The sequence below is a fragment of the Saccharopolyspora shandongensis genome (genome assembly GCF_900106995.1).
GTDB lineage: Bacteria > Actinomycetota > Actinomycetes > Mycobacteriales > Pseudonocardiaceae > Saccharopolyspora > Saccharopolyspora shandongensis.
In genome coordinates this window covers 151,408-178,399 of record NZ_FNOK01000003.1, presented here as the reverse complement: position 1 = coordinate 178,399, position 26,992 = coordinate 151,408, and the positions used below count along the sequence as shown (strand labels likewise).

The window sequence follows — 26,992 nt, the reverse complement described above, 5'->3', positions numbered from 1 at the left end:
CGGGAGCGAGCCGCACCCCTGCACCGGGAGTGGCGGACATCGACGCCACGCACAAGGCGACCTGGCTCGTGCCCGCCCGGGGCGGGCCATCGCAGTTGCGGCACAGCACCGGATTCACACCGGTTTCGCTTGGCGCTGGCGTCCCGCGAGCACCCGCGTCGCGGGCGCTCTGAGCAGGAAAGATATCAGGAGAAGATCGGCCGTCCGCGCCGTCCGGGAGTGTCCTGCGGCACGGGGGCTACCCGGGACGCGACCCAGCGGTTAAATTTGACGACGGACCGTGTTCGGAGGCGTTCGGTCGCGAGCGCGGTAACCCAACCGAGTGTGTTACTACAAGATGGTTAGCATCACGCCCAGAGTGCTGCTTCCGGGTATCGCGGCTGTTAAAGTTCTCTGAACGCTCCGGTCACGAGCGGGCTTTCGAAAGCCCGAAAACTTCTGTCGTGCCACCTGGAGCCATCTGCGGGCCAGCGTCGTCCCGTGCCCAGAAGTCATGAAGTCAGGTCAGTAATTGACCGGGGGCTTCCAGCACGAGAAATGACGAGGGAGGTCTGCGCAGTGGTCTTCTCCGCCGTCCCAGCAGCCCAGGGGTTGTACGACCCGGCTGCGGAACAGGATTCCTGCGGTGTCGCCATGGTCGCCGACATCCGCGGCCGTCGCTCCCACGGCATCGTCGCCGATGCACTGACCGCGCTCGCCAACCTGGATCACCGCGGCGCCGCCGGTGCCGAGCCGACCAGCGGTGACGGTGCGGGCATCCTCCTCCAGCTGCCGGACGAGCTGCTGCGCGCCGAGACCGGCGTCGAGCTGCCGGAGCCGGACGAGGCGGGCCGGCACCGCTACGCGGCGGGCATGGCGTTCCTGCCCACCGACCCCGCGCAGCGCGCGCGGGCGGTGGAGCTGGTGGCGCGGGTCGCCGCCGAGGAGAACATGCGCGTCCTGGGCTGGCGCGACGTGCCGATCACCCCGGAGCGGGCAGGCGTGGGCACCACCGCCCAGAAGTGCATGCCGCATTTCGCGATCCTGCTGGTCGCCGGGCATCACGGCGAGGCGGGCGTCGAACTGGACCGGCTGGCGTTCGGCCTGCGCAAGCGCGCCGAGCGGGTGGCCGAGCAGGACGGGCTGGAGCTGTACTTCCCGTCGCTGTCCAGCCGCACCATGGTCTACAAGGGCATGCTGACCACCGAGCAGCTGCCCGCCTTCTTCCCGGACCTGGGCGACGAGCGGCTGGTCAGCGCGATCGCGCTGGTGCACAGCCGGTTCTCCACGAACACCTTCCCGTCGTGGCCGCTGGCGCACCCCTTCCGCTACGTCGCGCACAACGGCGAGATCAACACGATCCGCGGCAACCGCAACCGGATGCGGGCCCGCGAGGCGCTGCTGGAGTCCGACCTGATCCCCGGCGACCTCTCCCGGCTGTACCCGATCTGCGCCGGCGACGGCTCGGACTCCGCCTCCTTCGACGAGGTGCTGGAGCTGCTGCACCTGGGCGGCCGCAGCCTGCCGCACGCGGTGCTGATGATGGTGCCGGAGGCGTGGGAGAACCACGCCGAGATGGACCCCGAGCGCAAGGCGTTCTACCAGTTCCACGCCAGCCTGATGGAGCCGTGGGACGGCCCGGCGTGCGTCACCTTCACCGACGGCACGCTGGTCGGCGCGGTGCTGGACCGCAACGGGCTGCGCCCGGCCCGCTGGTGGCGGACCGTCGACGACAGGGTGGTGCTCGCCAGCGAGACCGGCGTGCTCAGCCTCAAGCCCGAAGAGGTGGTCGCCAAGGGCCGCCTGCAGCCGGGCCGGATGTTCCTGATCGACACCGAGCAGGGCCGCATCGTCGACGACGAGGAGATCAAGTCCGCCCTCGCCGGGGAGCACGCCTACGGCGATTGGCTGCACTCCGGGCTGCTCAACCTCGACGAGCTGCCGAACCGCGAGCACGTGGTGCACACCCACGAGTCGGTGGTGCGCCGCCAGCTGTCCTTCGGCTACACCGAGGAGGAGCTCAGCCTGCTGCTCGCGCCGATGGCCACCGGCGCCGGCGAGCCGCTGGGGTCGATGGGCTCCGACACCCCGCCGGCGCCGCTGTCGCAGCGCTCCCGGATGCTCTACGACTACTTCGTGCAGCAGTTCGCGCAGGTCACGAACCCGCCGCTGGACGCGATCCGGGAGGAGATCGTCACCTCGGTGGCACGCGTGATGGGGCCGGAGCAGAACCTGCTGTCCCCGTCGGCCGCGTCCTGCCGGCACATCGTGCTGCCCAACCCCGTGATCGACAACGACGAGCTGGCCAAGCTCATCCACATCAACGACGACGGCGACCTGCCCGGCTTCGCCTCCGCCGTGCTCTCCGGTCTGTACGAAGTGGACGGTGGCGGTGAGGCGCTGGCCGACGCCATCGAGCGGGTCCGGGAGGAGGCGTCCGAGGCGATCGCCGCCGGGGCGCGCGTGCTGGTGCTCTCCGACCGCGACTCCGACCACCGGATGGCGCCGATCCCGTCGCTGCTGCTGGTCTCGGCGGTCCACCAGCACCTGGTGCGGACCAAGGAGCGGCTGCGCGTCGCACTGGTGGTGGAGAGCGGCGACGCCCGCGAGGTGCACCACGTCGCCACGCTGCTCGGCTACGGCGCCGCGGCGGTCAACCCGTACCTGGCGTTCGAGACCATCGAGGACATGATCGCCACCGGTCGGATCACCGGCACGCGGGCGAAGGTGGCGATCCGCAACTACGTTCAGGCGCTGGTCAAGGGCGTGCTGAAGGTGATGTCGAAGATGGGCATCTCCACCGTCGGCGCCTACACCGCGGCGCAGGTCTTCGAGGCGGTCGGCCTGTCCGGGCAGGTCGTCGGCGAGTACTTCGAGGGCACCACCTCCAAGCTCGGCGGTGTCGGGCTGGACGTGCTGGCCGAGGAGGTCGCGCAGCGGCACCGCCGGGCCTACCCGGACAACTCGACCGAGCGGGCGCACCGCAAGCTGGAGGTCGGCGGCGACTACTCCTACCGCCGCGAGGGCGAGCTGCACCTGTTCACGCCGGAGACGGTGTTCCTGCTGCAGCACTCCACCAAGACCCGCGAGTACGACGTGTTCCGCAAGTACACGGCGGAATGCGACCGGCTGTCGGCCGAGGGTGGCACGCTGCGCGGGCTGTTCGAGCTGAACAGCGGCCGCGCGCCGATCGACATCGACGAGGTCGAGCCGATCTCGGAGATCATGAAGCGGTTCTCCACCGGCGCCATGAGCTACGGCGCGATCTCCGCGGAGGCGCACGAGACGCTGGCGATCGCGATGAACCGGATCGGCGGCAAGTCCAACTCCGGCGAGGGCGGCGAGGACGTCGACCGGCTCTACGACCCGGAGCGCCGTTCCGCGGTCAAGCAGGTCGCCAGCGGCCGGTTCGGCGTCACCAGCGAATACCTGGTCAACGCCACCGACATCCAGATCAAGATGGCGCAGGGCGCGAAGCCCGGCGAGGGCGGGCAGCTGCCCGGCCACAAGGTGTACCCGTGGATCGCCAAGACCCGGCACTCCACGCCCGGCGTCGGGCTGATCTCGCCGCCGCCGCACCACGACATCTACTCGATCGAGGACCTGGCGCAGCTGATCCACGATCTGAAGAACGCCAACGAGCACGCCCGGGTCCACGTCAAGCTGGTGTCCGAGATCGGCGTCGGCACGGTCGCCGCGGGCGTGTCCAAGGCGCACGCCGACGTGGTGCTGATCTCCGGCCACGACGGCGGGACCGGCGCCGCGCCGCTGACGTCGCTGAAGCACGCCGGCACGCCGTGGGAGGTCGGGCTGGCCGAGACGCAGCAGACGCTGCTGCTCAACGGCCTGCGGGACCGGATCACGGTGCAGGTCGACGGCGGCTTCAAGACCGGCCGCGACGTGATCGTGGCCGCGCTGCTGGGCGCCGAGGAGTACGGCTTCGCCACCGCGCCGCTGGTGGTCGAGGGCTGCGTGATGATGCGCGTGTGCCACCTCGACACCTGCCCGGTCGGGGTCGCCACCCAGAACCCGGTGCTGCGCAAGCGCTACACCGGCCAGGTCGACCACGTGGTGAACTTCTTCGAGTTCATCGCCCACGAGGTCCGCGAGTACCTGGCGGAGCTCGGGTTCCGCACCCTGGACGAGGCCATCGGCCAGGTCTCGGCGCTGGGCAAGGACGAGGCGATGGCGCACTGGAAGGCGCGCGGCCTGGACCTGACCCCGGTGTTCGCCGAGCCCGAGACGCCGTACTCGCCGGTGCGGCGCCGGGTCCGCGAGCAGGACCACGGCCTGGACCACGCGCTGGACCGCACGCTCATCCAGCTCGCCGAGGCGGCGCTGGAGGACGCGCGACCGGTGCGGCTGGAGCTGCCGGTGCGCAACGTCAACCGCACGGTCGGCACGCTGCTGGGCGCCGAGGTCAGCCGCCGCTACGGCGGCGAGGGCCTGCCCGCGGACACCATCCACGTGGAGCTGGAGGGGTCGGCCGGGCAGTCGCTCGGCGCGTTCCTGCCGCCGGGCATCACGCTGGAGATGGTCGGCGACGCCAACGACTACGTCGGCAAGGGCCTCTCCGGCGGGCGGATCGTCGTGCGCCCGCACCCGGATTCGGCGTTCGCCGCCGAGGACCAGGTGATCGCGGGCAACGTGATCGGCTACGGCGCGACCAGCGGCGAGATCTTCTTGCGCGGCAAGGTCGGCGAGCGGTTCTGCGTGCGCAACTCCGGTGCGATCGCGATCGCGGAGGGCGCCGGTGACCACGCCTTCGAGTACATGACCGGCGGTCGCGCGGTGGTGCTCGGCGGCACCGGCCGCAACGTCGGCGCCGGGATGTCCGGCGGCATCGCCTACGTGCTCGACCTGGACCCGGTCCGGGTGAACACCGCGATGGTGGACCTGCAGCGGCCCAGCGCCAAGGAACTGAATTGGCTGCACGAGATCGTGCAGCGGCACCACGAACTGACGGGTTCGGCGGTGGCGGCCTCGCTGCTCGGCGACTGGCCGCGGCGTTCGGCGGCGTTCACCAAGGTGATGCCGCGCGACTACCAGCGCGTCCTGGATGCCATGCGGATGGCCAAGATCGAGGGCCGGGATGTGGACGAGGCGATCATGGAGGCTTCCCGTGGCTGACCCGAGGGGATTTCTGAAGCACGCGCGGGCCGACGCCCCCAAGCGCCCCGTCGACGAGCGGCTGGGCGACTGGCAGGAGGTCTACGCCGCGCTGTCCACAGAGGACCGGAAGGCGGAGACCTCCACGCAGGCGGCGCGGTGCATGGACTGCGGCATCCCGTTCTGCCACTCGGGTTCGGCCGGTTGCCCGCTGGGCAACCTGATCCCGGAGTGGAACAACATGGTGCGCCGCGGCCAGTGGCAGGACGCCGCCGAGCGGCTGCACGCCACCAACAACTTCCCGGAGTTCACCGGCAAGCTGTGCCCCGCGCCGTGCGAGGCGGGCTGCGTGCTGGCGATCTCGCCGGAGGCCGGCGGTGCGGTGGCCATCAAGCGGGTCGAGGAGACCATCGCCGAGGTCGGCTGGGCGAACGACTACGTCACCGCCCGGCTGACGGAGGTGCACTCCGGCAAGCGGGTGGCCGTGGTCGGCTCCGGGCCGGGCGGGCTGGCGGCCGCGCAGCAGCTGACCCGCGCGGGGCACGAGGTGACCGTGTACGAGCGCGACGACCGCATCGGCGGCCTGCTGCGCTACGGCATCCCCGAGTTCAAGATGGAGAAGTCCGTCCTGGACCGGCGGTTGGCGCAGATGCGCGCCGAGGGCACCCGGTTCATCACCGGCTGCGAGGTCGGCGTCGACCTGACCGTCGAGGAGCTGCGCGCCGGTTACGACGCCGTGGTGCTCGCGGTGGGTGCGCTGCGCGGTCGTGACGACACCACGATCCCGGGGCGGGACCTCAAGGGCGTGCACCTGGCCATGGAGCACCTGGTGCCGGCGAACAAGGAGTGCGAGGGCGACGGCCCGACGCCGATCTCGGCGCAGGGCAAGCACGTCATCATCCTCGGCGGCGGCGACACCGGCGCGGACTGCTACGGCACCGCGACCCGGCAGGGCGCGCTTTCGGTGACGCAGCTGGACAACTACCCGCAGCCGCCGACGACCCGCGACGACGACCGGTCGCCGTGGCCGACCTGGCCGTACATCCTGCGCACCTACCCGGCGCACGAGGAGGCCGGCGAGCGGAAGTTCGCGGTGGCGATCGAGGCGTTCGTCGGCGACGACGAGGGCAACGTGCGGGCAGTACGGCTGCGCGAGGTGAAGGTGCAGCGCGACGAGAACGGCCGCCGGCAGGTCGTGCCGGTGTCCGACGAGGTCCAGGAGATCCCCTGCGACCTGGCGCTGCTGGCCATCGGCTTCGACGGCGTCGAGCACATGCCGCTGCTGGACGGCCTGGGCATCTCGCTGACCAAGCGCGGCACCATCGGCTGCGGCTCGAACTGGGAGACCACGGCGCCGGGCGTGTTCGTCTGCGGCGACGCGCACCGCGGCGCGTCCCTGGTGGTGTGGGCGATCGCGGAGGGCCGCTCGGTGGCCAGCGCGGTCGACGCCCACCTCACCGGAGCCTCCCAGCTCCCGTCGCCGGTGCACCCCACGGCGCTCCCGCTGGCGGTGTGATCTTCCAGGGCCGAAAGGGAAGCGCCCATCCGGTATCAATCCGGCCGGGTGGGCGCTTCGTCATGTCGTCGGAAAGTCTGGCGGCATGATCCGGAAGTCGATCCAGGGACCGACCGAGAGCAGTGTTCGAGCAGCCGAGCCACTCCGTCGATCAACACCAGCTACTGCACAGCTAAGGCGTGTTCGGGGGAACCTGGTGGGAGCGGGTCCGGTAACGGCTGCGGAATTCGGCCAGCAGTTCGTCGGTCGCCTCGGCCCCGGCGCTCACGGCGGCGTGGACGTCGCGGAAGTAGTTCTCGTAGCCGGCGGGGGTGTAGAGGCACAGGGCGCGTGCGGGGACCAGGCCCGCGTTGCGGAAGCCGTGCGGGGTGCCGCGAGTGGCGGCGAGCAGATGTCCGGAGCCGGCCGTCACCTCGCCGTCTCCGGTGTGGAGCGTCAAATCGCCCTCAAGGACGTAGAAGTACTCGTCGTGTCCGTCGTGCACGTGCGGCCTGGCACCAATGATGCCGGGAGCCAGGCTGAACTCCTCGAAGGCGAAGTGCCCGCCCGTGTGCTCGCCGGTGAGGCGGAAGAAGTGCGCGACACCGGCGACGTCGATGAGTTCACCGTCCTGGGGACGGCGCAGCAGTGGACGGGCGGGAGCCTGATGATCGGTCATGGGGGCATTGTGGCCCAGGTTGCTGACGTCCTCGATGATCTTGGTGGCGTGCCTTGCGCGGACCCGTCACCACGGTTTCACATGCCGCGCAGGACCGTCGGGAGCTCGTCCGGGTGGACCACGCCGAGGCGTTGCGTCGCCCGGGTCAGCGCCACGTAGAGGTCGTTGAGGCCGCGCTCGGACTCCGCCACGATCGCCGCCGGGTCGACCACCAGGACCGAGTCGAACTCCAGGCCCTTCGCCTGGTCGACCGTCAGCAGGACCGCCGGTGCTTCCAGGTCGTCGGGTCGGGTGCCGATCACCGCCTCCGGCAGGGATTCCGCCAGCCGCGGCCCGATCCCGGCCAGCAGCTCCGGCGGCAGCAGCACCGCGAGCCGGCCTTCGCCGATCTCGCGCAGCTCGTCGGTGATCACCGCCGGGAGCTCGGCGCCGAGGTCGGCGGCCGGGATCCGGCGGGTCCACGGCCGGTGCCCGCTGGTGCGCACCGAGCGCGGCGCCACCAGGTCGGTGTCCATTTCGGACAGCACGTCGGCGGCGATGGCCATGATCTCGGCCGGGGTGCGGTAGTTGACGGTCAGCTCGACCAGCTTCCAGCGGTCCTGGACGTACGGGTGCAGCACCTCGTGCCAGGAGTCGGCCCCGGCCAGGGCGCCGGTCTGGGCGACGTCGCCGACCAGCGTCATCGACCGGCTCGGGCAGCGCCGCATCAGCACCCGCCACGCCATCGGCGACAGCTCCTGCGCCTCGTCGACGATGACGTGGCCGAAGGTCCACGTGCGGTCGTCGGCCGCGCGTTCGGCGGCGGTCAGGTCGCTGCTGCTGCGGAACCGCTCGGCCAGCAGCTCGGCGTCGAGCACGTCGGAGACGCGCAGGCGCTCCTCGTCGGCGAGCTCCTCGTCCTGCTCCATGATGTGCAGAACGCCTTGCGCGTAGGCGAGTTCTTCGCGCTCCTGGCGTTCGCGCTCGGCCCGGGCCTGGGCGTCGTCCTCGCCGAGCAGCTCCGCGAGTTCGTCCAGCAGTGGCACGTCGCCGGGCGTCCACGGCGTGCCCGGCAGGCGCAGCAGCTCGTCGCGTTCGGCGTCGTCGAGGTGCTTGCGGGTGGCGGAGGCCAGCAGTTCCGGCGAGCACAGCAGGTCGTCCAGGAGTTCCTGCGGGGTGATCTCCGGCCACAGCTCGTCCAGCGCCTTGCCCACCACCGCGTCGGCGCGCAGTTCGCGGTTGATGTCGTCGAGGTCGCGGCGGTCCAGCAGGTCGCGGCCGAGCCGGTCGGCGACCTGCAGGGTCAGCGCGGAGAACATCTCGTTGCGGAAGATCCGCCGGGCCAGGTTGTGCGGCTTGCGGGAGCGGCGCGCGCGGGTGCGCGCCTGGGTCGCGGTGCGCCGGTCGATGCGCAGTGCCTCGCGGTCGAAGGTGATCTCGGTGTAGTCGGCGGGCACCTGCTGCCGGTCGCGGGCCGCGGTGGCGAGCACCTCGACCATGCTCGCGCGACCCTTGATCTCCGCCGCCCGCGCGGATTCCTCGCCGGTGGCCGTGATCCCCGGGTAGAGACCGCCCACAGTGGACAGCAGCACGCCGGTTTCGCCCAGCGACGGCAGGACCTGCCCGATGTAGCGGAGGAACGTCTGGTTCGGGCCGACCACCAGCACGCCGCGCTTGGACAGCTGCTCGCGGAAGGTGTACAGCAGGAAGGCGGCGCGGTGCAGCGCGACGGCGGTCTTGCCGGTGCCGGGACCGCCCTGCACCACCAGCACGCCGTTCATCCCGGCGCGGATGATCCGGTCCTGCTCGCCCTGGATGGTGGCGACGATGTCCTGCATCTGCCCGGTGCGGCGGGCGTCGAGCCGGGCCAGCAGCGTGGCCTCGCCGGCCAGGCCCAGGTCGCTGCCCTGCTCGGCGGTGTCGAGGTCGAGCACCTCGTCCTCGTAGTCGAGCACCTTCCGCCAGCTGGTGCGCAGGTGCCGCCGGCGGCGCACGCCGTCCCGCGCGGCGGCGGTGGCCAGGTAGAACGGCCGGGCCGCCGGGGCCCGCCAGTCCAGCAGCAGCGGCTCGTACTCGTTGTCCTCGTCGAACAGCCCGAGACGGCCGACGTGGAACGTCTCGCCGCCGTCGAGGTCCAGCCGCCCGAAGCACATCCCGTGCTCCACCGCGCTCAGCTGGGTGAGCTTGTCGGTGTACATCCTGGTGGAGATGTCGCGCTCGGTGCGCGCCTGCGGCGGCCCGCCGCTGTCCCGCAGCGTGTTCTTCAGGCGCTGCGTGGTTTCCTGCCGCAGCGCGTCGAGCTTCGCGTACAGCATCGAGAGGTACTGCTGCTCGGCTGCGATCTCCTGCGTGCGGACGGCATCCCGATCTGCTCGGGCCTTGGACAATTCGCCACCTCGTGCTGGGGAGGGTCGGGGGTAGAAGCCCGCGTGCGACGCGCAGGCCCGACCCGCCAATATACCTCGCCCGGCGTGCGCGGTCGTGAGCGCGAAAGCGGGGCCCGCGCGCTCACGACCGCGGGGTCACAGCACCGCGGACAGGCCGAGGATCACGGCGAAGGACGTCACCGACAGCAGCGTCTCCATCGCCGACCAGGTCTTCAGGGTCTGCCCGACGGTCATCCCGAAGTACTCCTTGACCAGCCAGAACCCGGCGTCGTTGACGTGCGACAGGAACAGCGACCCGGAGCCGATGGCCAGCGCGACCAGCGCGCCCTGCGCCGGCGGGAGGCCCATCACCAGCGGCGCGACCATGCCCGCCGCCGAGATGGTGGCCACCGTCGCCGAGCCGGTCGCCACCCGGATGCCGACGGCGATCAGCCAGCCCAGCACCAGCGGCGAGAGGTGCGCCCCGCTGGCGAAGTCGGTGATCATGTTGTTCACGCCGGAGTCGACCAGGGTCTGCTTGAAGCCGCCGCCGGCGCCGACGATCAGGATGATCCCGGCGATCGCCGGCAGCGAGCTGCCGATCACGTCGGACAGCCGGTTGCGGGTGAACCGGGCGCCGGTGCCGAGCACCACGATCGCGATCAGCACGGTCAGCAGCATCGCCACGATCGGCGTGCCGACGGTGTCCAGCACCTGGTAGGCGATGGTGTCCTCGGGCAGCAGCAGGTCGGCGACGGACTTGCCGAGCATCAGCACGACGGGCAGCAGCAGCATCGACACCGACGCGAAGAACCCGGGCCGCTTCTCGGGCGAGGCGTCGAGCTGGGACTTGCCCAGCAGGTGCGTCGCCGGGGGCAGCTCGACGCGCTTCGAGATGTAGGAGCCGAAGAGCGGACCGGCGACGATGGCGGTCGGGATCGCGACGACGACGCCCAGCGCGAGCGTCAGCCCCATGTCCACGTGCAGCGCGTCGACGGCGGCCAGCGGGCCGGGGTGCGGCGGCACCAGGCCGTGCAGGATCGACAGCCCGGCCAGCGCGGGGATGCCGATGCGCAGCATCGGCTGGTTCGACCGGCTGGCGACCATGACCACGACCGGGACCAGCAGCACGACGCCGACCTCGAAGAACATCGGCAGGCCCAGCAGCGCGGCGATGAACACCATCGCCCACGGCAGCGTCCGCCGGGTGGTGCGGCGCAGCACCGTCTCGACGACCTGCTCGGCGCCGCCGGTGTCGGTGAGCAGCTTGCCGAGCATCGCGCCGAGCGCGACGAGCAGGCCGACATCGCCGACGGTCTTGCCGAGTCCCTTGGTGAAGGTCTCCACCAGGTCGTCGAAGGGCATCCCGGCGACGACGCCGAGGGTGGCGGCGCCGAGGGCAAGCGACAGGAACGGATGCAGCTTGGCCCAGCTGATCAGCACGACGATCACCGCGATGCCCGCGATGGCGGCGGCCAGCAGTCGGGTGTCTTGGGCGGTCCACGTGCCGGATGCCTGGGCTAGGACGGAGAGGGCGCCGGAAGGGCTGATTGGCATGGAAGGGCTCCTCGTTGAGCAGCTGGTGCGCGGCACAGCCTAAGCAATAAGTATGACTTTATTGGCATGTGGACCGATTAAGTATGTCTGTTAGGCGGATCACCCGGCCCGGAGCGCCTATGTTTGAAGGCGATTTCAAGGGCGAAAGGGGCGTGCCGGATGGCCGGAGGGCTGCACGACAAGGTGCTGGACGAGCTCGGTCACGAGATCGCAGCGGGCGTCCACCGGCCGGGCAGCGTGCTGCGCATCGACGAGATGGAGCAGCGCTTCGGCATCTCACGCAGCGTCGCCCGCGAGGTGGTCCGCAGCCTCGCGTCGATCCGGTTGGTCATCGGCCGCAAGCGGGTCGGGATCGTGGTCCGGCCGCGCGCGGACTGGAACGCCTTCGACCCGCTGCTCATCCGGTGGCTGCTGGCCGCCGACCGCACGGCGCAGCTGAAGACGCTGGCGGAACTGCGCACCGCGGTGGAGCCGATGGCCGCGGCGGCCGCCGCGCAGCGCTGCGACGACGAGGACGCCGCGCGCCTGGTCGGCCTCGCCGAGCGGATGGTCGCCACGGCGCGAGCCGGCGACCTGGAGACGTTCATGGACGCGGACGTCGCCTTCCACCGGCTGGTGCTGACGGCGTCGGGCAACGAGATGTTCGCCCAGCTGCACGAGGTCGTCGAGGAACTGCTGCGGTGGCGGGCCGGGCGCGGGCTGATGCCCGAACACCCGCGCCCGGTCGCCGTGCGGCTGCACTGCGAAATCGCCGAGTGCATCCGCAGCGGTGACCGGGCGCGGGCCGAGTGGGCCATGCGCGAACTGGTCGCCGAAGCCCTGGAAGGAACCTTGACAGGGCTGACGGCCGCCGAGTAGCGGCTATCAGTAGCCGGAGTAGTTGCCGCCGGAGCGGAGACCGGCGACGCCGGGGACGTCGGCCACCGAGCCGTAGGTCGTCATCGCGTAGCGGGTGGCCGCGATGATGTTGTCTACCGGGTTGTAGATGTCGCCGTGGCCGGGGAGCGCGAAGGACTGGAAGGTCGGCTCGATGGTCTGCATCAGACCGATCGACGGGGTGCCGGCCGCCGCGTTGGAGTCCCAGCCGTTGGTGGCGTTCGGGTCGCCGTTGGACTCGTGCATGATGATCGTGCGGATCGCGTCCGCGTCGACCTGGGCGCGTGGGATGCCGTTCTTGTCCAGGACGCCGATCGCCTCGTCGATCCAGGCGCCGATCTGGTCCTTGGGCTTCTCCGCCACCTGCTCGGCGGGCTGTTCCTGCTTGGCCGGCTCGGGCGCGGCCTCGGGGGCGGGCTGCGCGGCGGGGGCCGGGGCGGCTTCGGGAGCCGGTGGGGTGACGGCCGGGGCGGGGAGCTGTCCGGCCAGCGGGGCGACGTGCGCGGCGGCTTCGACCGCGGGGGCTTCGGTCTTCGCGCCGGCGGTGCCGGCGAAGACGCCGATCACGCCGAACGCGGCGACTGCGGCACCGACCTGCAACGACCGCATCTTCGGGGGGACGCGGTGCTGCCGGTCGGCGGAGTCGCTGAGGAACGCTGCGCGAAGCCAGCTCGCCGTCTGCGGTACCGCCCTCTCCCAGCGGTGCCACCCGGCCTGTCGGAGACTTCGATCGGGGGTGTTCGGTTCGTCGGGGGTCACGAGAACCGAGAATCCGGCACGGAGAGTGTTCGCGCACCGAGGTTTGTACGTACACGGATACCTAGATTCGCCCAGATGGGCGACGTTTCGGAAGGTCGCAACTACCCAAAGTGAGATTATCTGGGGGCGATGTCGCTCGCGTCACTCGCCTTCTGCGCGGCCACCCAGCCGCCGATCTGCGCGCGGGACGAGAAGTCGAGCTTGGTCAGGATGTTCTGCACGTGGCCCTCGACGGTGCGCTGCGCGATCACCAGGCTCTCGGCGATCTCCTTGTTGGTGTTGCCCTGCGCGACGAGCTCCGCGATCTGCTGCTCCCGCCGGGTCAGCGGCATCGGGTGCACGTTGTCCTCGGTGCGCGGCCGCGCGTGCCGCTTGACCTCCAGCGCGAAGTCGACGGTGTGCGCCAGCGACAGCTGGCGGCCGCGGTCGAACGCGTCCTGGAAGGCCGACTCGCCGAGCGCGGTCCGGGCCTGCGCCTCGTGCTCGTCGTGGTCGGTGGCGAACCGCGCCCAGAAGCCCGGCGCCGCGCGCACCGCGTCCCACACCGCCGAAGCCGCGCCGAAGAGCCGGGCGGCGCGGTCGTGCCTGCCCTGCTGCTGCGCGATCCAGGCGAGCGTGTCGATGCTGAAGGCGATGCCCAGCCGGTTGTCCAGCTTGCGCTGCAGGTTCAGCGCCTCCTTCGCCGCGGCCTCCGCCCGCTCGAGGTCGCCCCGCCGCGCCTCCACCTGCGCCGACGCCCACAGCAGGTACGAATGCCAGTACAGCTCGCCGCGGCCGCCCGACAACCGGGTGCCTTCGGCCAGCACGCCCAGCCCGGTCTCGGGATCCTCGCCCAGGCCCTTGATCAGGCCGAGGCCGAACAGGGCGAACAGCTCGCCGACGGAGATCTCGTGCTTGCGGAACTGGCCCAGCGCGTCCTCTACCAGCACGGCGGCCCGCGGCGAGTCGTTCTGGGCGAACGCCGCCATCCCGCGCACCAGCGCCAGATGCGCCTTCTCGGTCTCCTCGCCACGCTGTGCGGCCAGCACCGTCGCCTGCTCCAGCGTCGGCTGCACGGTCTCCACGTCGCCGTGCAGCAGCGCGAACCAGGCGCTGACCCGCAGCGCGCGCACCCGCTCGGGCGTCTCGCAGGGCGCGGTGGCCAGCACCTGGTCGAGCCAGTGCCGGGCTTCGCCGTTGAGGCCGCGGATGCCCCAGTACTGCCACAGGTCGGTGCACATCCGCAGCGCCGTCCCGGCCGTCTCGGGATTCGCCGCAGCCGTGCGCAAGGCGACGCGCAGGTTCCCGTGGTCGCTGCGCAGCCGGTTGACCCAGGTGACCTGGTCCGGGCCGATCCACTCCGCGGCGAAGCGCCCGGCCAGGTCGGCGTACCAGGTGCAGTGCCGCTGCTGCATGGCCTTCAGCTCGCCGAACCCCACGAGCTTGTCCTGGCCGTACTCGCGCAGGGTGTGCGGCAGCCGGAAGCGGACCTCGCCGCCTTCTTCCTCGCGCATCAGCACGGACTTGTCGACCAGCGAGTGGATCGCGCTCAGCACGTCGGCGTCCGAGAGCCCGTTGCTGGCCACGTGCTCGGCGGCGGCGAGGTCGAAGGAGCCGGAGAACACCGACACCCGCGCCCACGTCAGCCGGTCCTGGCCGGAGGCGAGCTCGTAGCTCCAGTCGATCAGCGCGCGCAGCGTCTGCTGCCGGGCCGGTGCGCCTCGGCGGCCCTCGGTGAGCAGGTCGTAGCGCTCGGCCAGGCGCTCTTCGAGCTGCTGCAGCGACAGCGACCGCAGCCGGACGGCCGCCAGCTCGATCGCCAGCGGGTTGCCGTCGAGGTGGTGGCAGAGCCGCATCAGCGCGGTGGCGTTGTCGGCGGTGACCTCGAATTCGGGGACCGCGGCCCGGGCCCGGTCGACGAACAGCCGGACCGAGGAGAACTGCTCGTAGGCCTCCGGCGGCGGCGGGTGCTCGATGTCGGGGACCTGCAGCGGCGGGACGACCAGGGTCGCCTCGCCTGCGACGCCGAGGGACTGCCTGCTGGTGGCCAGCACCCGCACCCCGGGGCACCAGCGCACCACCGCGTCGACCAGCAGCGCGACGTCCTCGATCAGGTGCTCGCAGTTGTCCAGCACGAGCAGCATCTCGCGGGTCTTGAGCTGCTCGATGACGGTGTCGATGTCCTCCCCACCGGTGGGGCCGCCGATGCCGAGCTGTTCGATGACCGCGTCGACCACCAGCGAGCCGTCCCGGACGTCCTCTAGCTCGACGCACCAGGACTTGTCCCGGAACGTGCGGCGCATGTTGCCCGCGACCCGCATCGCCAGCCGGGTCTTGCCGACGCCACCGGGGCCGGTGAGGGTGACCACCCGGGACTCGGCGAGCAGCCGCTTGGTGAGGGTGATCTCGCGGCGTCGGCCGACGAAGCTCGTGACGTCGGCCGGGAGGTTGCCCGCTGACTCCCGCACACGGGCTCGAGCAGTGGAGACCACATCCCGAGCTTAACCCGCTGCGCGACCCCTGACCTGGGATCTTGTTCCGCGCTAGGCGGTGGCCCGGAGTCCGGCGAGCACGATGCGGAGGTTCCGGTGCTCGGCTGAACCGGTTCACGATCCCGGCGGGAGGCGCGTTCCCTGGTGGTGGCGCAGCTTCCAGGCGCCGTCTGCGCGGATCCAGATGGCCGTCCGGAGGGAGGTCGAGTCTTCCATCCGCGCGGTATAGGTCAGCAGGATCGCGTCCGGGCCGAGCCGCACCGGCCGGAGGTCGTCCGCCTGGATCGGCGTCGAACTGCTCGCGCGGGTCGCGTGCACGACCGTCTCCCGGTCCCAGATCGTCCCGGATGCGCCGAACTCGCGGAAGTCCTCGTGCAGCAGCGCCCGCACCGCATCGTCATTTGCGCGAACCCCGGGGGTGAGCAGTTCGAGCTCGCTGTTGATGACCGTCTCGAAGTCCTCGTCCATGGCTTCCGAGCCTAAGGCTGCGGTCACGCGAATTTTCGCTCGCGCGGGCGGCAGGTGGCCACTGTGGACTCGCGTGATCCGGGCTCGTGGCGGCCGTCCTTTCGCCCGAAGGGGTGGCATATTCCGTATCGAGTTGGTATATGCCAGCGGCTTGCTTAATGTTGGGGCACGCGAGTGACGTTCGCGTCTTTTGAATATCGGTCATCGAGGTCGCAGTCCGATGACCGGTTTCATGGCTGCGGCGCCTGACCGGCAATCCCCAGGTTCGGTCAGGCGCCGCAGTTCTTTCTCCACCCCCCCGGCACGCGGACGACGGGCGATCGCGGATCATCGTCGGGGCAACGGGGGGAGGAGCAGTGGGCGGCGAAAGCGCAGGGCCGAGGTTCGAGGGCTTCGGCAGGGGAGTGGGCGAGTTCTTCGAAGGGCTCGAACGGGTCCAGGCCGGCCTGGTGGATTCGCAGCGCGAGGTGCACGACGCCAAGGCCTACTGGAACGACAACCTCGCGTTCTACCGGGCGCAGGTACGGGCGCCGATGGAGGCGCTGCTCGCCGAGCTGGAGCCCGAGTTCGGGCCGGGATTCGGGCAGGGCAAGGTCTTCCGGCCGCACCGGGACGTCCGGTTCAGCGCCGACAAGTCGCCCTACAAGACGCATTGCGGCGCCGTGATCGAGTTGGGGCGCGGCGGCGGCGCCTACTACGTCGAGGTCAGCGCGGACGGGATGCTCGTCGCCGGGGGCTGCTACCACACCGAGTCCGACCAGCTGGCCCGGTTCCGCGCCGCCGTCGACACCGACATCCACGGCGAGCGGCTGCGGTCGCTGCTGGCCGCGCTCGTCGAGCAGGGCTGGGGGATCGAGGGGGAGGCGCTCAAGAGCCGGCCGCGCGGGTTCTCCGCCGGGCATCCCCGGCTTGACCTGCTGCGGCACCGCACGCTCTACGCGTCCCGCGATTGGGAAGCCGACGACGTCCTGCATGAGCGCGCCTGCATCGACCGCGTCCGGCAGTCCTGGCGCGCGGTGCGCGAGCTCAACCAGTGGTGCGCCGACCACATCGGAGTCACCGAGAAGAAGCGTCGCTGATTCGCCGCACCCGCCGCGCCGCCGAGATGAGCGCCCAGCCCGCCGCCGCGCCCGCCACGTCGACCAGGCCGTCGGTGACCTCGCAGCTGCGCCCGATCGGCAGCAGGCCCTGCATGATCTCCGACGCGATCGCGTAGCCGACCAGCGCCGGCAGCAGCCGCGACGTCGGGAACCCGGCGATCCGGCCGGTCGCGGCCAGCGCCGCGAACAGCACGAAGTGCACCACCTTGTCGGTGCCCGGCGGCGCCGTCGGCACCCCGGACGCCGGCATGAACAGGATGAGCAGGCTGGCCAGCACCGCGACGCCGAACGGAATCCGGGTGAGCCGCGTTCTGTAATGATCCAGCAACGATCTCCCCGATCCACGTCGACAGGCATGGCTGCGTGCTGCGCGCGTCGGTCAACAGACTACGCTGGCATAACGTGAGTCGACGAGCCAAGATCGTTTGTACCATGGGCCCAGCCACCGCCACACCGGACAAGATGGCTGAGCTCGTCAGCAGCGGAATGGACGTCGCCCGGCTGAACTTCAGCCACGGCAGCCACGCCGATCACCAGCAGGTCTACGAGATGGTCCGAGCCGCGGCGAAGGAGTCCGGTCGCGCCGTCGGCATCCTGGGCGACCTGCAGGGACCGAAGATCCGACTCGGCAAGTTCGCCGCCGGGCCGGTGGAGTGGCGGACCGGCGACATCGTGCGCATCACGGTCGACGACGTCCAGGGCACCCACGACAGGGTGTCCACCACGTACAAGGGCCTCGCCAACGACGCCAAGGTCGGCGACCGACTCCTGGTCGACGACGGCAAGGTGGGGCTGACCGTCACCGGCGTCGAGGACACCGACGTCATCTGCGAGGTGACGGAAGGTGGTCCGGTTTCGGACAACAAGGGAATTTCCTTGCCGGGCATGGATGTTTCGGTGCCCGCGCTGTCCGAGAAGGACATCGAGGACCTGGAGTTCGCGCTCGAGCTGGGCGTGGACTTCATCGCGCTGTCCTTCGTCCGCAGCCCGGCCGACATCGACCTGGTGCACCAGGTGATGGACCGGGTCGGCCGCCGCGTCCCGGTGATCGCGAAGCTGGAGAAGCCGGAAGCGGTGGACAACCTGGAGGCCATCGTGCTGGCCTTCGACGGCGTCATGGTCGCCCGCGGTGACCTCGGCGTCGAGTTGCCGCTGGAACACGTGCCGCTGGTCCAGAAGAAGGCGATCCGGATCGCGCGGGAGAACGCGAAGCCGGTCATCGTCGCGACCCAGATGCTCGATTCCATGATCAACAACTCGCGTCCGACGCGCGCGGAGACCTCCGACGTCGCCAACGCGGTGCTCGACGGCACCGACGCGGTGATGCTCTCCGGCGAGACCAGCGTCGGCCGCTACCCGATCGAGACCGTGCAGACGATGGCGCGCATCGTCGAAGCGGTCGAGGCGGGATCGACGGCACCGCCGCCGCTGAGCCACGTCCCGCGCACCAAGCGAGGCGTCATCTCGTACGCGGCGCGCGACATCGGCGAACGCCTCAACGCCAAGGCCCTGGTGGCCTTCACGCAGTCCGGCGACACCGTGCGCCGGCTCGCGCGGCTGCACACCAGGCTGCCGCTGCTGGCGTTCACCCCCGAGGAATCAGTGCGGAGTCAGCTCGCTCTCACTTGGGGGACGGAGACGTTCTTGGTGCCTAAGGTGGACACCACGGACCAGATGGTGCGGCAGGTGGACCAGGCGATGCTGTCGATCGGCCGATCGCAGCGCGGCGACATGGTCGTCGTCGTCGCCGGCTCGCCGCCCGGCACGGTCGGTTCCACCAACCTCATCCGCGTGCACCGGTTGGGCGAGGAAGACCACGTCTGATCCGCATTCTCGGACGGGAGCCACCCGGCGCTCCCGTCCGGAGATCCGGCGTACAACCCCAAGGAGCGCGCAGTGACCGAAGCTGCCCGAGCCGCCGCGGCCGATCCGTCCGGAACCCACCTGCAGGGCGAGGTTCCGCTCGACGTGAACGGCATGCCGCACGGCCAACCGGTGCTGGACAGCCTGGTCGCGCTGCTCGACCTCGAACGCATCGAGGAGAACATCTTCCGCGGCGTCAGCCCGGCCGCGTCGCCGGTCCGCGTGTTCGGCGGTCAGGTCGCCGGCCAGGCGCTGGTCGCCGCAGGCCGCACGGTGCCGCCGGAGCGGCGGGTGCACTCGCTGCACGCCTACTTCATCCGGCCCGGTGACCCGAGCATCCCGATCGTCTACGAGGTGGATCGCACCCGGGACGGCCGGTCGTTCACCACGCGCCGAGTGGTCGCCGTCCAGCGCGGCAAGACGATCTTCTCGCTGTCCGCGTCCTTCCAGGTCGACGAGGACGGCATCGACCACGCCGAGCCCATGCCCGAGGTCCCGGACCCGGAGACGCTGCCGACCTACGGCGAGCAGATCGGCTCGATGATCGAGAAGTTGGGGCGCGCCCAGCCGCGGCCGATCGACGTTCGCTACGTGACCGAGCCGCCGTGGATGAGCCGCCGCCCGCGCGAGGCCCGCAGCCAGGTGTGGATGCGCGCCGACGGCGTGCTGCCCGACGACGACCTGCTGCACGTGTGCATCGCGGCCTTCGCGTCCGACATGACGCTGCTCGACGCGGTGCTGGCCCGGCACGGCGTGTACTGGGGCCTGGACAAGGTCAACGGCGCCAGCCTGGACCACGCGATGTGGTTCCACCGGCGCTTCCGCGCCGACGAGTGGCTGCTCTACGACTGCGCCTCGCCCAGCGCCTCCGGCGCTCGCGGCCTGGCCACGGGCCGGTTCTTCTCCCGCGACGGCCAGCTGGTCGCGACCGTCGTGCAAGAAGGCCTGCTCCGCGTCGGCGACTGATCACCCCTCGCCGGACCGGCGGCGGCGCTTCGGGCGCAGCTGCCGCGGCGGTGTCAGGGCTCGCGTGTGCAGCTCCTCCAGCACGATCGAGCTGGTGAAGTGCCGGACCTCGGTGCGGGACGCGAGCTTGTCCACCAGGAACTCCTGCAGGTGCTTGGTGTCCGCCACCGCCACGTGCAGCAGGAAGTCCGCCTGACCGCTGACGTGCAGCAGCGAGCGGGTTTCAGGCTGCCCCATCACGAACTCCCGGAACTGGTCGACGACCTGCCGGGTGTGCGGGCGGACGTTGATCGCCACCACCGCCTCCAGCGCCAGCCCCGTCGCCGCCGGGTTGACGTCGATGTGCGACCCGGTGATCACGCCCTGTTCCCGAAGTCGCCGAACCCGTTGCAGACAGCTGGAAGCCGCCAATCCGACCCGCTCGGCGAGCACCCGGTTCGGCAAGGTCGCGTCGTTCTGCAATTCCTCCAAGATCCGCCAGTCGACCGAATCCAGTTCTACAGATTCCTGCATAACCGAACATGCTACGGCGCAACTGGCGAGACGGCGAACGAACGGCGGAAGATATGGGCAATCCACCGCTGATTCGATTCGAAGGAGCAGTCGTGCACATCGCCTGGGGGTCGTTCCTGCTGGCGCTGCTGGTGATCGTCCTGGTACCGGGGCCGGACTTCGTGCTGGTGACGCGCAACGCCGCGAACGGCGCGCGCTGGGGCTGGCTCGCGGCGGCGGGGGTCACCTGCGGACTGCTTCTGCACGCGACGGCGGCGACCCTGGGGCTGTCCGCGCTGGTGATGACCGTGCCCGCGGCGCTGCTGGTGGTGAAGGTGATCGGCGTCGCCTACCTGGGTTGGATGGGCCTGCAGATCCTCCGCAAGTCCGGAGCGGTGGCCAGGGCCCCGGAGGTGGACGTGCCCAGTTCCGGTCGCGCCGTCTTCCTGCGCGGGCTGCTGACCGACGTGCTCAACCCGAAGGTCATGCTGACCTTCCTGACGCTGCTGCCGCAAGCCATGGACCCGGCGGCGGAGCCGGTGAAGCAGGCCGCGCTGCTCAGCGGCGTCGCCGTGGCCGCGTTCGCGGCGTGGTGGCTGGTCGTGGTGCCCTCGGTGCAGTGGCTGTCCGCCTTCCTGTCCGACCCGCGCCGGCGGAAGGTCTTCGAGCGGTGCTGTGGCGGTGCGCTGCTGGCCATGGCGACCGCGATCGCCGTCGGCTGAGCAATTCCGTTGACCGCCTGTGATGATCGTGCTTACTCTGCATGATCCGTCCGGGCGAGCCGAGGGAGCTGCTCATGCGTCGACGCTGGGGACTGGCGTTCGGGCTCGCCGCGGCACTGGGCGCATCGGTCGCCTTCGTAGCGCCGTCCGGAGCGGCCCCCAGCGGGCCGGACGCGCTGCGCGTCGACCTCGACGACATCCTCGCCGATGAGCGGCTGAACGGGTCGCACGCCGGAGTCGTGGTGCGCGACCCGGCCGCCGACGAGGTGCTCTACAGCAGGCAGGCGACCGACCGCGCGACTCCGGCGTCGAACGCGAAGCTGCTCACCTCGGCCGCGGCGCTGGAGGCGTTGGGGCCGGACTACCGGTTCCGCACCGACGTCGTGACCGCCGGGCGCCAGCAGGGGCCGGCGCTGTTCGGCGACCTCTACCTGCGCGGCACCGGCGACCCGACGCTGCTCGCCGCCGACTACGAACGGCTCGCGGAACAGGTTGCGGCGTCCGGGGTTCGGGTCGTGCACGGTCGGTTGCTGGCCGATGACACCTGGTTCGACGACGTGCCGCTGGGCACCGGCTGGGCGTGGGACGACGAGCCCTACTACTACGCCGCACCGGTTTCTGCGCTGACCGTGGCGCCGAACACCGACTTCGACGCCGGAACCGCGCTCGTTCGGGTCAGCCCGACGGCCGAGGGGAGCCGGGCCGATGTGCGGCTGGAACCGGCCACCGGCGTCGTGCAGATCGACAACCGGACCACCACTTCGGCCGCGGACGGCGAACCCGACGTGACCGTGCAGCGCGACCACGGCGGATCCCGGGTGGTGGTGACCGGGAGCGTGCCGGCCGGCTCGCAGCCGTTCGAAGACCTCACCTCGGTGCCGGACGCGTCCGCGTACGCCGCCGACGTCTTCGCCCGCGCGCTGGCCGCGCACGGCGTGGTGGTCAAGGGGACGGGGGAGGGAGCCGCGCCGGCCGACGCTCGGGCGCTCGCCTCGCGGCAGTCGATGCCGCTGCGGGAACTCCTGGTCCCGTTCCTGAAGCTGAGCAACAACGGACACGCGGAAGTCCTGGTCAAAGCGATGGGGCGAGAAGTCCGAGGCGAGGGCAGCTGGTCGGCCGGGCTCGAAGTGCTGACCGAGAAGCTGAGCGGCCTCGGCGTGAACCCGGACGTGCTGCGCGTGGTGGACGGCTCCGGTCTGTCCACGATGGACCAGGTGACGCCGGATCAGCTGGCCCTGCTGCTGGACAACGTGCGCGAGCGGCCGTGGTTCCGGTCCTGGTACGACGCGCTGCCGGTCGCCGGGGTAGCGGACCGCATGGTCGGCGGCACGCTCCGCAACCGGATGGGCGGAACCGCGGCGGAGAACAACGTCCACGCCAAGACCGGATCGCTGACCGGGGTCACCTCGCTGTCCGGCTACGTCACCGCCGCCAACGGCCGCGAACTGGTCTTCTCCGTGGTGTTCAACGACTTCCTCACCGGTTCCCCGCGCGATCTGGAGGATGCGATCGCGATCAGGCTGGCCGAGTACGACGGCGCCGACGACCGGCCGAGCGGCCGGGTGCACGTGCCGAAATCGCGCACGCACGTCGACGACCCGGGCACGCCGGTCGACGAAACCGCCCTGGAATGCTCGTGGGTGAAGGCTTGCTGACCCGGAAGGGCCGGTGTGAGCCCGGTCTCAGGGACGGCTAAGGGGCATTCCGGAGACTGGGCCGCCGTTACGCCGGTAGCGTGAAGGGGGTAATGCCAGCACGCATGCCTAGGAGCCCGTCCCGTGACCTTCATCAGCGACATTCTGGCAGTCGTCGGAGGCTTGCCGAAGCCGCTATTGGTACTGGTGACCGGCGCATTGGTGCTCGGCGAATGCACCATCGGCCTGGGTTTCCTGGTGCCCGGCGAGAGCGGCCTGCTGATCGCCTCCGCGGCGGTGACCGACGTCGGGTTCTTCATCCTGCTGGCCTCCGTCGTCGCTGTGTGCGCGGCGGTCGGCGACAACATCGGGTTCTGGCTCGGGCGCCGCTACCGGCTGAAGATGCGCGAGACCAAGGTGGTGCGCAAGCTCGGCCAGAAGCACTGGGACCGGGCCGGGGAGCTGCTGTGCAAGTGGGGCGTGGGGGCCGTGCTGGTGGCGCGGTTCCTGCCGGTGGTGCGGACCCTGATGCCGGCCGCGGCCGGGGCGAGCGGGATGTCTTACGGGCGGTTCCTCGTGTCTTCGCTGATCGGGGCGATCACTTGGTCCGCGACGCATGTGAGCATCGGGTGGGCCGCCGGGGCTTCGGCCAAGTACATCGAGGAGACGTTGGGGCGGGCCAGTTGGGTGCTGGTCGTTGTTGTCCTGCTTGTCGGGGTGGCGGTTTGGTACGCCAAGCGGCGGCGTTCTCAGCGGGCCGCCGTTGCTTCGGAGGCTTCTTCGGACGGTGCGCTGGAGGATGTTGAGTCCGCGGCTTGACTTTTGGGGGGTTGGGCAGGCTCTTGGGTTTTCCTGGGGGCCTGTTTTTTGGTTGGGGTTGGGGTTGGGGTTGGGGCTTTTGGGGGTTCGGCGTGTTTTGGGGCCATCCCCGCGATTGGTGGATTGTGGGGGCTGCGTTCCGGAGGTCAAGCCCGGCCTGGCGGCCGCCCCTTCGGGGTTTCAGGCTTGACATCCGGAACGCAGCCCCGGTTCGGCTTTGTATCGCGGGGATGGCCCGGAGTGGGATGGCTCGTTCGCGGCTTTCGTCGCGGGGTGGGGTTTTTCGGGTTGGCTAGGGCTGGTGGGGGTTCCGTTTCGGGTTGATCCATTGGCGGGGTCGGGTCGCGTGGCGAGGGCGCGATTTCGTTGGGAATTGACCTCTGGTCGTCGGGTGCCGTGCGCGTGGTCGATGGTGGTGCTGGGTTTGGTGGTGGATGGGGTCGCCTTCGGCGTGTCGTGACCGTTTTCCTTGGCATGGGGCGGTATTTGCAGTCTTGGGTGGGGTGTTTCACCTGATCAAGCGACCATAAAAAACGTGCGAACACAAGTTCGAGTGCGGGACAATTCTGGCATGACACCGCTACTGAACACCCAGGACTTGACTGTGCAGGCCACGCCGCCCGCACAGTCGGTGGTGTCATGCACTGATACTGAACTCGCGGCCCGTATTCAGGGGTTGGAGAAGGAGATGCGGGTGCTGCTGTGGGAACAGCTGCAATGCATCGCCGAAGCCGACCACCGCGCCATCCACACCGACACCACCGCCCGATCACTACAAGTCTGGCTACAAGGACTGCTCAACATCGATCCGCGTGACGCGAAAACCCGCGTCACGGTCGCCCGTAACGTCGAAGACCGGCGGAGCTTGTATGGCGAGACGATGCCGCCCGACATGCCCGACACCGCCGCCGCTTTGTCTGAGGGTGCGATCGGGCTGGAGCACGCGCGTGTCATCGTCAACGGAATCCGGCGCCTACCCGAGTACGCTCGCTGTCACCAGGTCGCCGAGGTCGAGGCGACTCTCGCCGGGTATGCGCGGACGATGTCGCCGAGGGAGCTGGAGAAACTCGCCGAACGCATCCGTTACCTCCTTGACCAAGACGGCGCCTACCGCAACGAGGAAAACCAGCACGAAGCACGCGAACTTCACTACGCGACCGCCCGGGATGGCATGACTGTCATCAAAGCCAAGCTGGACCGCGAAACCGGGGCGAAGTTCGCCGCACTCATACAACCCCTCGCCGCACCCCGCCCCGAGATCGACGGGGAGAAAGACCCCCGCACGACGGGGCAGCGGAACGCCGACGGTTTCGCGGCATTGCTGGACCTGGCGCTGGACCATGACGGAATGCCGCGTGCTGGTGGGCAGCGTCCGCAGATGGCCATCTCTATCGACTTCGACGATTTGAAGCGGGGTCTGGGGTTCGTCAACGAGGACGGCATGCCCGGCGCCTTGAATACCGAACGTGCCATTACCGCGCAGAACGTACGCCGCATCGCCTGCGACGCTGAGGTACTGCCGATGGTTCTCGACGGCGACAGCCTGCCGCTGGATGTGGGCAGGGCGAAACGCACCGCACCTACCCACATCCGCGCCGCACTGCTCCGACGTGATGGCGTGTGCGCGTTCCCCGGGTGTGACCGGCCGCCGGGAACACCCGAGGCGCACCACGTCGAGCACTGGGTCGACGGCGGCGCCACCAATCTGGACAACATGGTCATGCTCTGCGGTCACCACCACCGCACACTCCACAACCAACGGTGGGAGATCGCCATGTGCGATGGGAGACCCGAGTTCATTCCACCGCCCACAGTGGACCCCAGACGAACACCCAGACCAGGCGGCAGAGCACTACCCGCCCAGCACCGCGAATACCTCCGGGGCCTCATCCCCGCACCACGGGGCCCGGCGGGCGATTCGTGACGCCCGGATTTGGTGGCGCTGGTGTCAGCCGACCGGTGTTGTGGATTTTGAGGCTAGTTGTCTGCGGTGTTTGGTGAACAGCTTTGGGTTGTTCATCGCTAGGACTGCCGTTGTTTCGTTCGCTCGGTGGAACCGGGCTACGAAGCGGCGGTCGTCCGGTGCTCCGTCGACTATTTCCATCTCGTCCTTCGGGGTCGCGTGGCCCGCGAACTGGATTCGGGCCCCGTATTGCTCTGACCAGAAGTACGGCACCGCCGTGAAGTGCCGCGCCGTGCGGCCCGCGAGGAGGTTGTGGATCGCCGTTGCCGGTTGTTCCAGCGCCGTTGTCCAGTGCTCGAACCGCTGCGCTCCATTCGGCGTGCTGTAGCTGGCCACGTCGCCGACCGCCACCACGTTTCGCAGGTTCGTGACTCCGCCTGCGTCGCACTGCACGCCGTTCGACACCGTCACGCCCGAGCCTTGCAGCCAGTCGGTGTTCGGTCGGGCTCCGATGCCGATCACCACCACATCGGCAGGGAGGACGGTGCCGTCCGTCAGTTCGACCGCCGTGACCCGGTGCTCGCCGTGCAGTCGCTTGACTCCCGCTCCGCAGAGCAGTCGCACGTCGTGGTCCTCGTGCAGGGCCGCGCACACCGCTCCGAGTTCCGGGCCCACGACGTGCGCGAGCGGAACTTCTAGCGCCTCCACCACCGTCACTCCGAGACCGAGCGCTCGGCAGGTCGATGCCACCTCGGCGCCCACGAATCCGGCACCGACGATCACCGCTCGCGCTCCCGGGCGCAGGTCTTCGCGCAAGGCAATCGCGTCGTCGAGGGTTCGCAGCGTGTGCACTCCTGGTGGCGTTGCGGGCAGCGTTCTCGGGGTTGCGCCGGTTGCGATCACCATCCCGTCCACTAGGCAGCGGGTGCCGTCGTCCAGCTCGATCGCACCGTCCGTCGTCGACAGGGCGACAGCGCGGCGGCCCAGGCGCCAGGTCGCGTCCACTTCGGCGAGGTCCGGTTCCTCCGCCAGCGCGAGGTCGCTCGCTTCTTGCTTCCCGGCCAGGAAGTCCTTCGACAGCGGCGGTCGGTCGTACGGCCGGTGCGGTTCGTCTCCGATCAGCTCTATCCGGCCGTCGAAGCCCTGCGCGCGCAGTTCCTGCGCCGCTCGCCAGCCGGCCAGGGACGCGCCGACGATCGCGACCGCCCTCATGCGACTTCCTGCGCTTCGGTCTCGACGTAGATCGTTCCGTCTGCGACCTGCACCGGGTACGTCCGCACCGGGCGCTTCGCCGGCAGGCCGCACGGCAGGCCCGTGCGCAGGTCGAACGCCGCCGCGTGCAGCGGGCACTCGACCCGGCAGTCCTCCACCCAGCCCTCCGCCAGCGAGGCGTCCTGGTGGGTGCAGGTGTCGTCGATGGCGTAGAGGTCGCCTTCCACGTTGAACACCGCGATCGGGACATGCGCCTCGATGCGGACGGACTCGCCGGGTGGCAGATCGGACACTCGGCAGGCTTCGAACATCTTGGACCTCCGTTGCGCTATCCAGAACACGGAGTGCGATGCGCAACAATGTGCGGCTTCGGTCCCGGGCTCGTCAAGGGGTTCGGTTGGCACATCGTGCGCGGCCTCCATTCGTGTTACACGGCCGAAAAACCCGTCTCGCGCTCTTGACGGCTCCCGGCGCTACCGGCGACGGTGTTGCTCTCAACGAAACTTGGCGCGCATCGCGCAACAAAATCCCTGCTGCTTCTTG

At 70.1% G+C, this 26,992-nt stretch carries 20 protein-coding genes; 10 read left to right on the top strand and 10 right to left on the bottom strand.

Going from position 1 to position 26,992, the window contains the following annotated elements; genetic code table 11:
• Positions 1 to 558: 558 nt before the first annotated feature.
• Together gltB and BLW84_RS04125 are read left to right on the top strand one after the other, a co-directional pair.
• Positions 559 to 5,109, top strand: a complete 4,551-nt coding sequence (gene gltB / locus BLW84_RS04130; protein WP_093261441.1) for a glutamate synthase large subunit — start codon at positions 559 to 561, stop codon at positions 5,107 to 5,109.
• A complete protein-coding gene (locus BLW84_RS04125) occupies positions 5,102 to 6,604 on the top strand; it encodes a glutamate synthase subunit beta (protein WP_093261439.1) in 1,503 nt (500 codons plus the stop codon). Before gltB ends, BLW84_RS04125 begins: the two co-directional genes overlap by 8 nt.
• Before the next feature lie 172 nt (positions 6,605 to 6,776).
• Here the strand turns inward: BLW84_RS04125 and BLW84_RS04120 are convergent, their stop codons facing one another.
• The 3 genes from BLW84_RS04120 to BLW84_RS04110 all read right to left on the bottom strand — a co-directional run bounded on the left by BLW84_RS04120 (position 6,777) and on the right by BLW84_RS04110 (position 11,164).
• Positions 6,777 to 7,262, bottom strand: a complete 486-nt coding sequence (locus BLW84_RS04120; protein ID WP_093261437.1) for a cupin domain-containing protein — start codon at positions 7,260 to 7,262, stop codon at positions 6,777 to 6,779.
• 77 nt (positions 7,263 to 7,339) lie between these two features.
• Positions 7,340 to 9,628, bottom strand: coding sequence for a HelD family protein (locus BLW84_RS04115; RefSeq protein WP_093261434.1), 2,289 nt, complete (start codon positions 9,626 to 9,628; stop codon positions 7,340 to 7,342).
• Positions 9,629 to 9,763: 135 nt separating this feature from the next.
• The gene (locus BLW84_RS04110; protein WP_093261432.1) at positions 9,764 to 11,164 is read right to left on the bottom strand and encodes a GntT/GntP/DsdX family permease; all 1,401 of its coding nucleotides are present in this window, start codon (positions 11,162 to 11,164) and stop codon (positions 9,764 to 9,766) included.
• 159 nt (positions 11,165 to 11,323) lie between these two features.
• On the opposite strand from BLW84_RS04110, the gene BLW84_RS04105 reads away from it, so the two are divergent.
• The gene (locus BLW84_RS04105; RefSeq protein ID WP_093261431.1) at positions 11,324 to 12,022 is read left to right on the top strand and encodes a FadR/GntR family transcriptional regulator; all 699 of its coding nucleotides are present in this window, start codon (positions 11,324 to 11,326) and stop codon (positions 12,020 to 12,022) included.
• 6 nt (positions 12,023 to 12,028) lie between these two features.
• On the opposite strand, the gene BLW84_RS49800 is transcribed toward BLW84_RS04105, so the two are convergent.
• The 3 genes from BLW84_RS49800 to BLW84_RS04090 all read right to left on the bottom strand — a co-directional run bounded on the left by BLW84_RS49800 (position 12,029) and on the right by BLW84_RS04090 (position 15,738).
• Positions 12,029 to 12,799 carry a transglycosylase SLT domain-containing protein gene (locus BLW84_RS49800; protein ID WP_281247356.1) on the bottom strand — a complete coding sequence of 257 codons (771 nt, stop codon included), beginning with the start codon at positions 12,797 to 12,799 and terminating at the stop codon, positions 12,029 to 12,031.
• Between the two features lie 116 nt (positions 12,800 to 12,915).
• Positions 12,916 to 15,270 carry a LuxR C-terminal-related transcriptional regulator gene (locus BLW84_RS04095; protein ID WP_093261429.1) on the bottom strand — a complete coding sequence of 785 codons (2,355 nt, stop codon included), beginning with the start codon at positions 15,268 to 15,270 and terminating at the stop codon, positions 12,916 to 12,918.
• 114 nt (positions 15,271 to 15,384) lie between these two features.
• Entirely contained in the window at positions 15,385 to 15,738 is a 354-nt protein-coding gene (locus tag BLW84_RS04090) for a nuclear transport factor 2 family protein (protein WP_093261427.1), read from the bottom strand.
• Between the two features lie 356 nt (positions 15,739 to 16,094).
• On the opposite strand from BLW84_RS04090, the gene BLW84_RS04085 reads away from it, so the two are divergent.
• The gene (locus BLW84_RS04085; protein ID WP_093261425.1) at positions 16,095 to 16,817 is read left to right on the top strand and encodes a DUF2461 domain-containing protein; all 723 of its coding nucleotides are present in this window, start codon (positions 16,095 to 16,097) and stop codon (positions 16,815 to 16,817) included.
• Here the strand turns inward: BLW84_RS04085 and BLW84_RS04080 are convergent.
• The gene (locus tag BLW84_RS04080; protein WP_093261423.1) at positions 16,795 to 17,166 is read right to left on the bottom strand and encodes a VanZ family protein; all 372 of its coding nucleotides are present in this window, start codon (positions 17,164 to 17,166) and stop codon (positions 16,795 to 16,797) included. The genes BLW84_RS04085 and BLW84_RS04080 overlap by 23 nt on opposite strands.
• 74 nt (positions 17,167 to 17,240) lie before the next feature.
• On the opposite strand from BLW84_RS04080, the gene pyk reads away from it, so the two are divergent.
• Both pyk and tesB read left to right on the top strand, forming a co-directional pair.
• Positions 17,241 to 18,662: a pyruvate kinase gene (gene pyk / locus BLW84_RS04075; RefSeq protein WP_093261721.1), complete on the top strand. Its 1,422-nt coding sequence runs from the start codon at positions 17,241 to 17,243 to the stop codon at positions 18,660 to 18,662.
• A 72-nt stretch (positions 18,663 to 18,734) separates the two neighbouring features.
• Positions 18,735 to 19,667, top strand: a complete 933-nt coding sequence (gene tesB / locus BLW84_RS04070; protein WP_093261420.1) for an acyl-CoA thioesterase II — start codon at positions 18,735 to 18,737, stop codon at positions 19,665 to 19,667.
• Here the strand turns inward: tesB and BLW84_RS04065 are convergent, their stop codons facing one another.
• Positions 19,668 to 20,180, bottom strand: coding sequence for an Lrp/AsnC family transcriptional regulator (locus BLW84_RS04065; RefSeq protein WP_093261418.1), 513 nt, complete (start codon positions 20,178 to 20,180; stop codon positions 19,668 to 19,670).
• 92 nt (positions 20,181 to 20,272) lie between these two features.
• Between BLW84_RS04065 and BLW84_RS04060 the strand changes: the two genes are divergently transcribed.
• The 4 genes from BLW84_RS04060 (at position 20,273) to BLW84_RS04045 (ending at position 25,258) form a co-directional block, all read left to right on the top strand.
• A complete protein-coding gene (locus BLW84_RS04060; RefSeq protein WP_093261719.1) occupies positions 20,273 to 20,881 on the top strand; it encodes a LysE family translocator in 609 nt (202 codons plus the stop codon).
• A gap of 74 nt (positions 20,882 to 20,955) precedes the next feature.
• The gene (dacB, locus tag BLW84_RS04055) at positions 20,956 to 22,536 is read left to right on the top strand and encodes a D-alanyl-D-alanine carboxypeptidase/D-alanyl-D-alanine endopeptidase (RefSeq protein ID WP_093261717.1); all 1,581 of its coding nucleotides are present in this window, start codon (positions 20,956 to 20,958) and stop codon (positions 22,534 to 22,536) included.
• A 123-nt stretch (positions 22,537 to 22,659) separates the two neighbouring features.
• Positions 22,660 to 23,334, top strand: a complete 675-nt coding sequence (locus BLW84_RS04050) for a DedA family protein (RefSeq protein ID WP_093261416.1) — start codon at positions 22,660 to 22,662, stop codon at positions 23,332 to 23,334.
• A gap of 571 nt (positions 23,335 to 23,905) precedes the next feature.
• Entirely contained in the window at positions 23,906 to 25,258 is a 1,353-nt protein-coding gene (locus tag BLW84_RS04045) for an HNH endonuclease signature motif containing protein (RefSeq protein WP_093261414.1), read from the top strand.
• Between the two features lie 24 nt (positions 25,259 to 25,282).
• On the opposite strand, the gene BLW84_RS04040 is transcribed toward BLW84_RS04045, so the two are convergent.
• Positions 25,283 to 26,449 carry an NAD(P)/FAD-dependent oxidoreductase gene (locus BLW84_RS04040; RefSeq protein ID WP_093261412.1) on the bottom strand — a complete coding sequence of 389 codons (1,167 nt, stop codon included), beginning with the start codon at positions 26,447 to 26,449 and terminating at the stop codon, positions 25,283 to 25,285.
• On the bottom strand, positions 26,446 to 26,760 hold the full coding sequence (locus BLW84_RS04035; protein ID WP_093261410.1) for a bifunctional 3-phenylpropionate/cinnamic acid dioxygenase ferredoxin subunit: 315 nt from the start codon (positions 26,758 to 26,760) through the stop codon (positions 26,446 to 26,448). Before BLW84_RS04035 ends, BLW84_RS04040 begins: the two co-directional genes overlap by 4 nt.
• Positions 26,761 to 26,992: the final 232 nt, after the last annotated feature.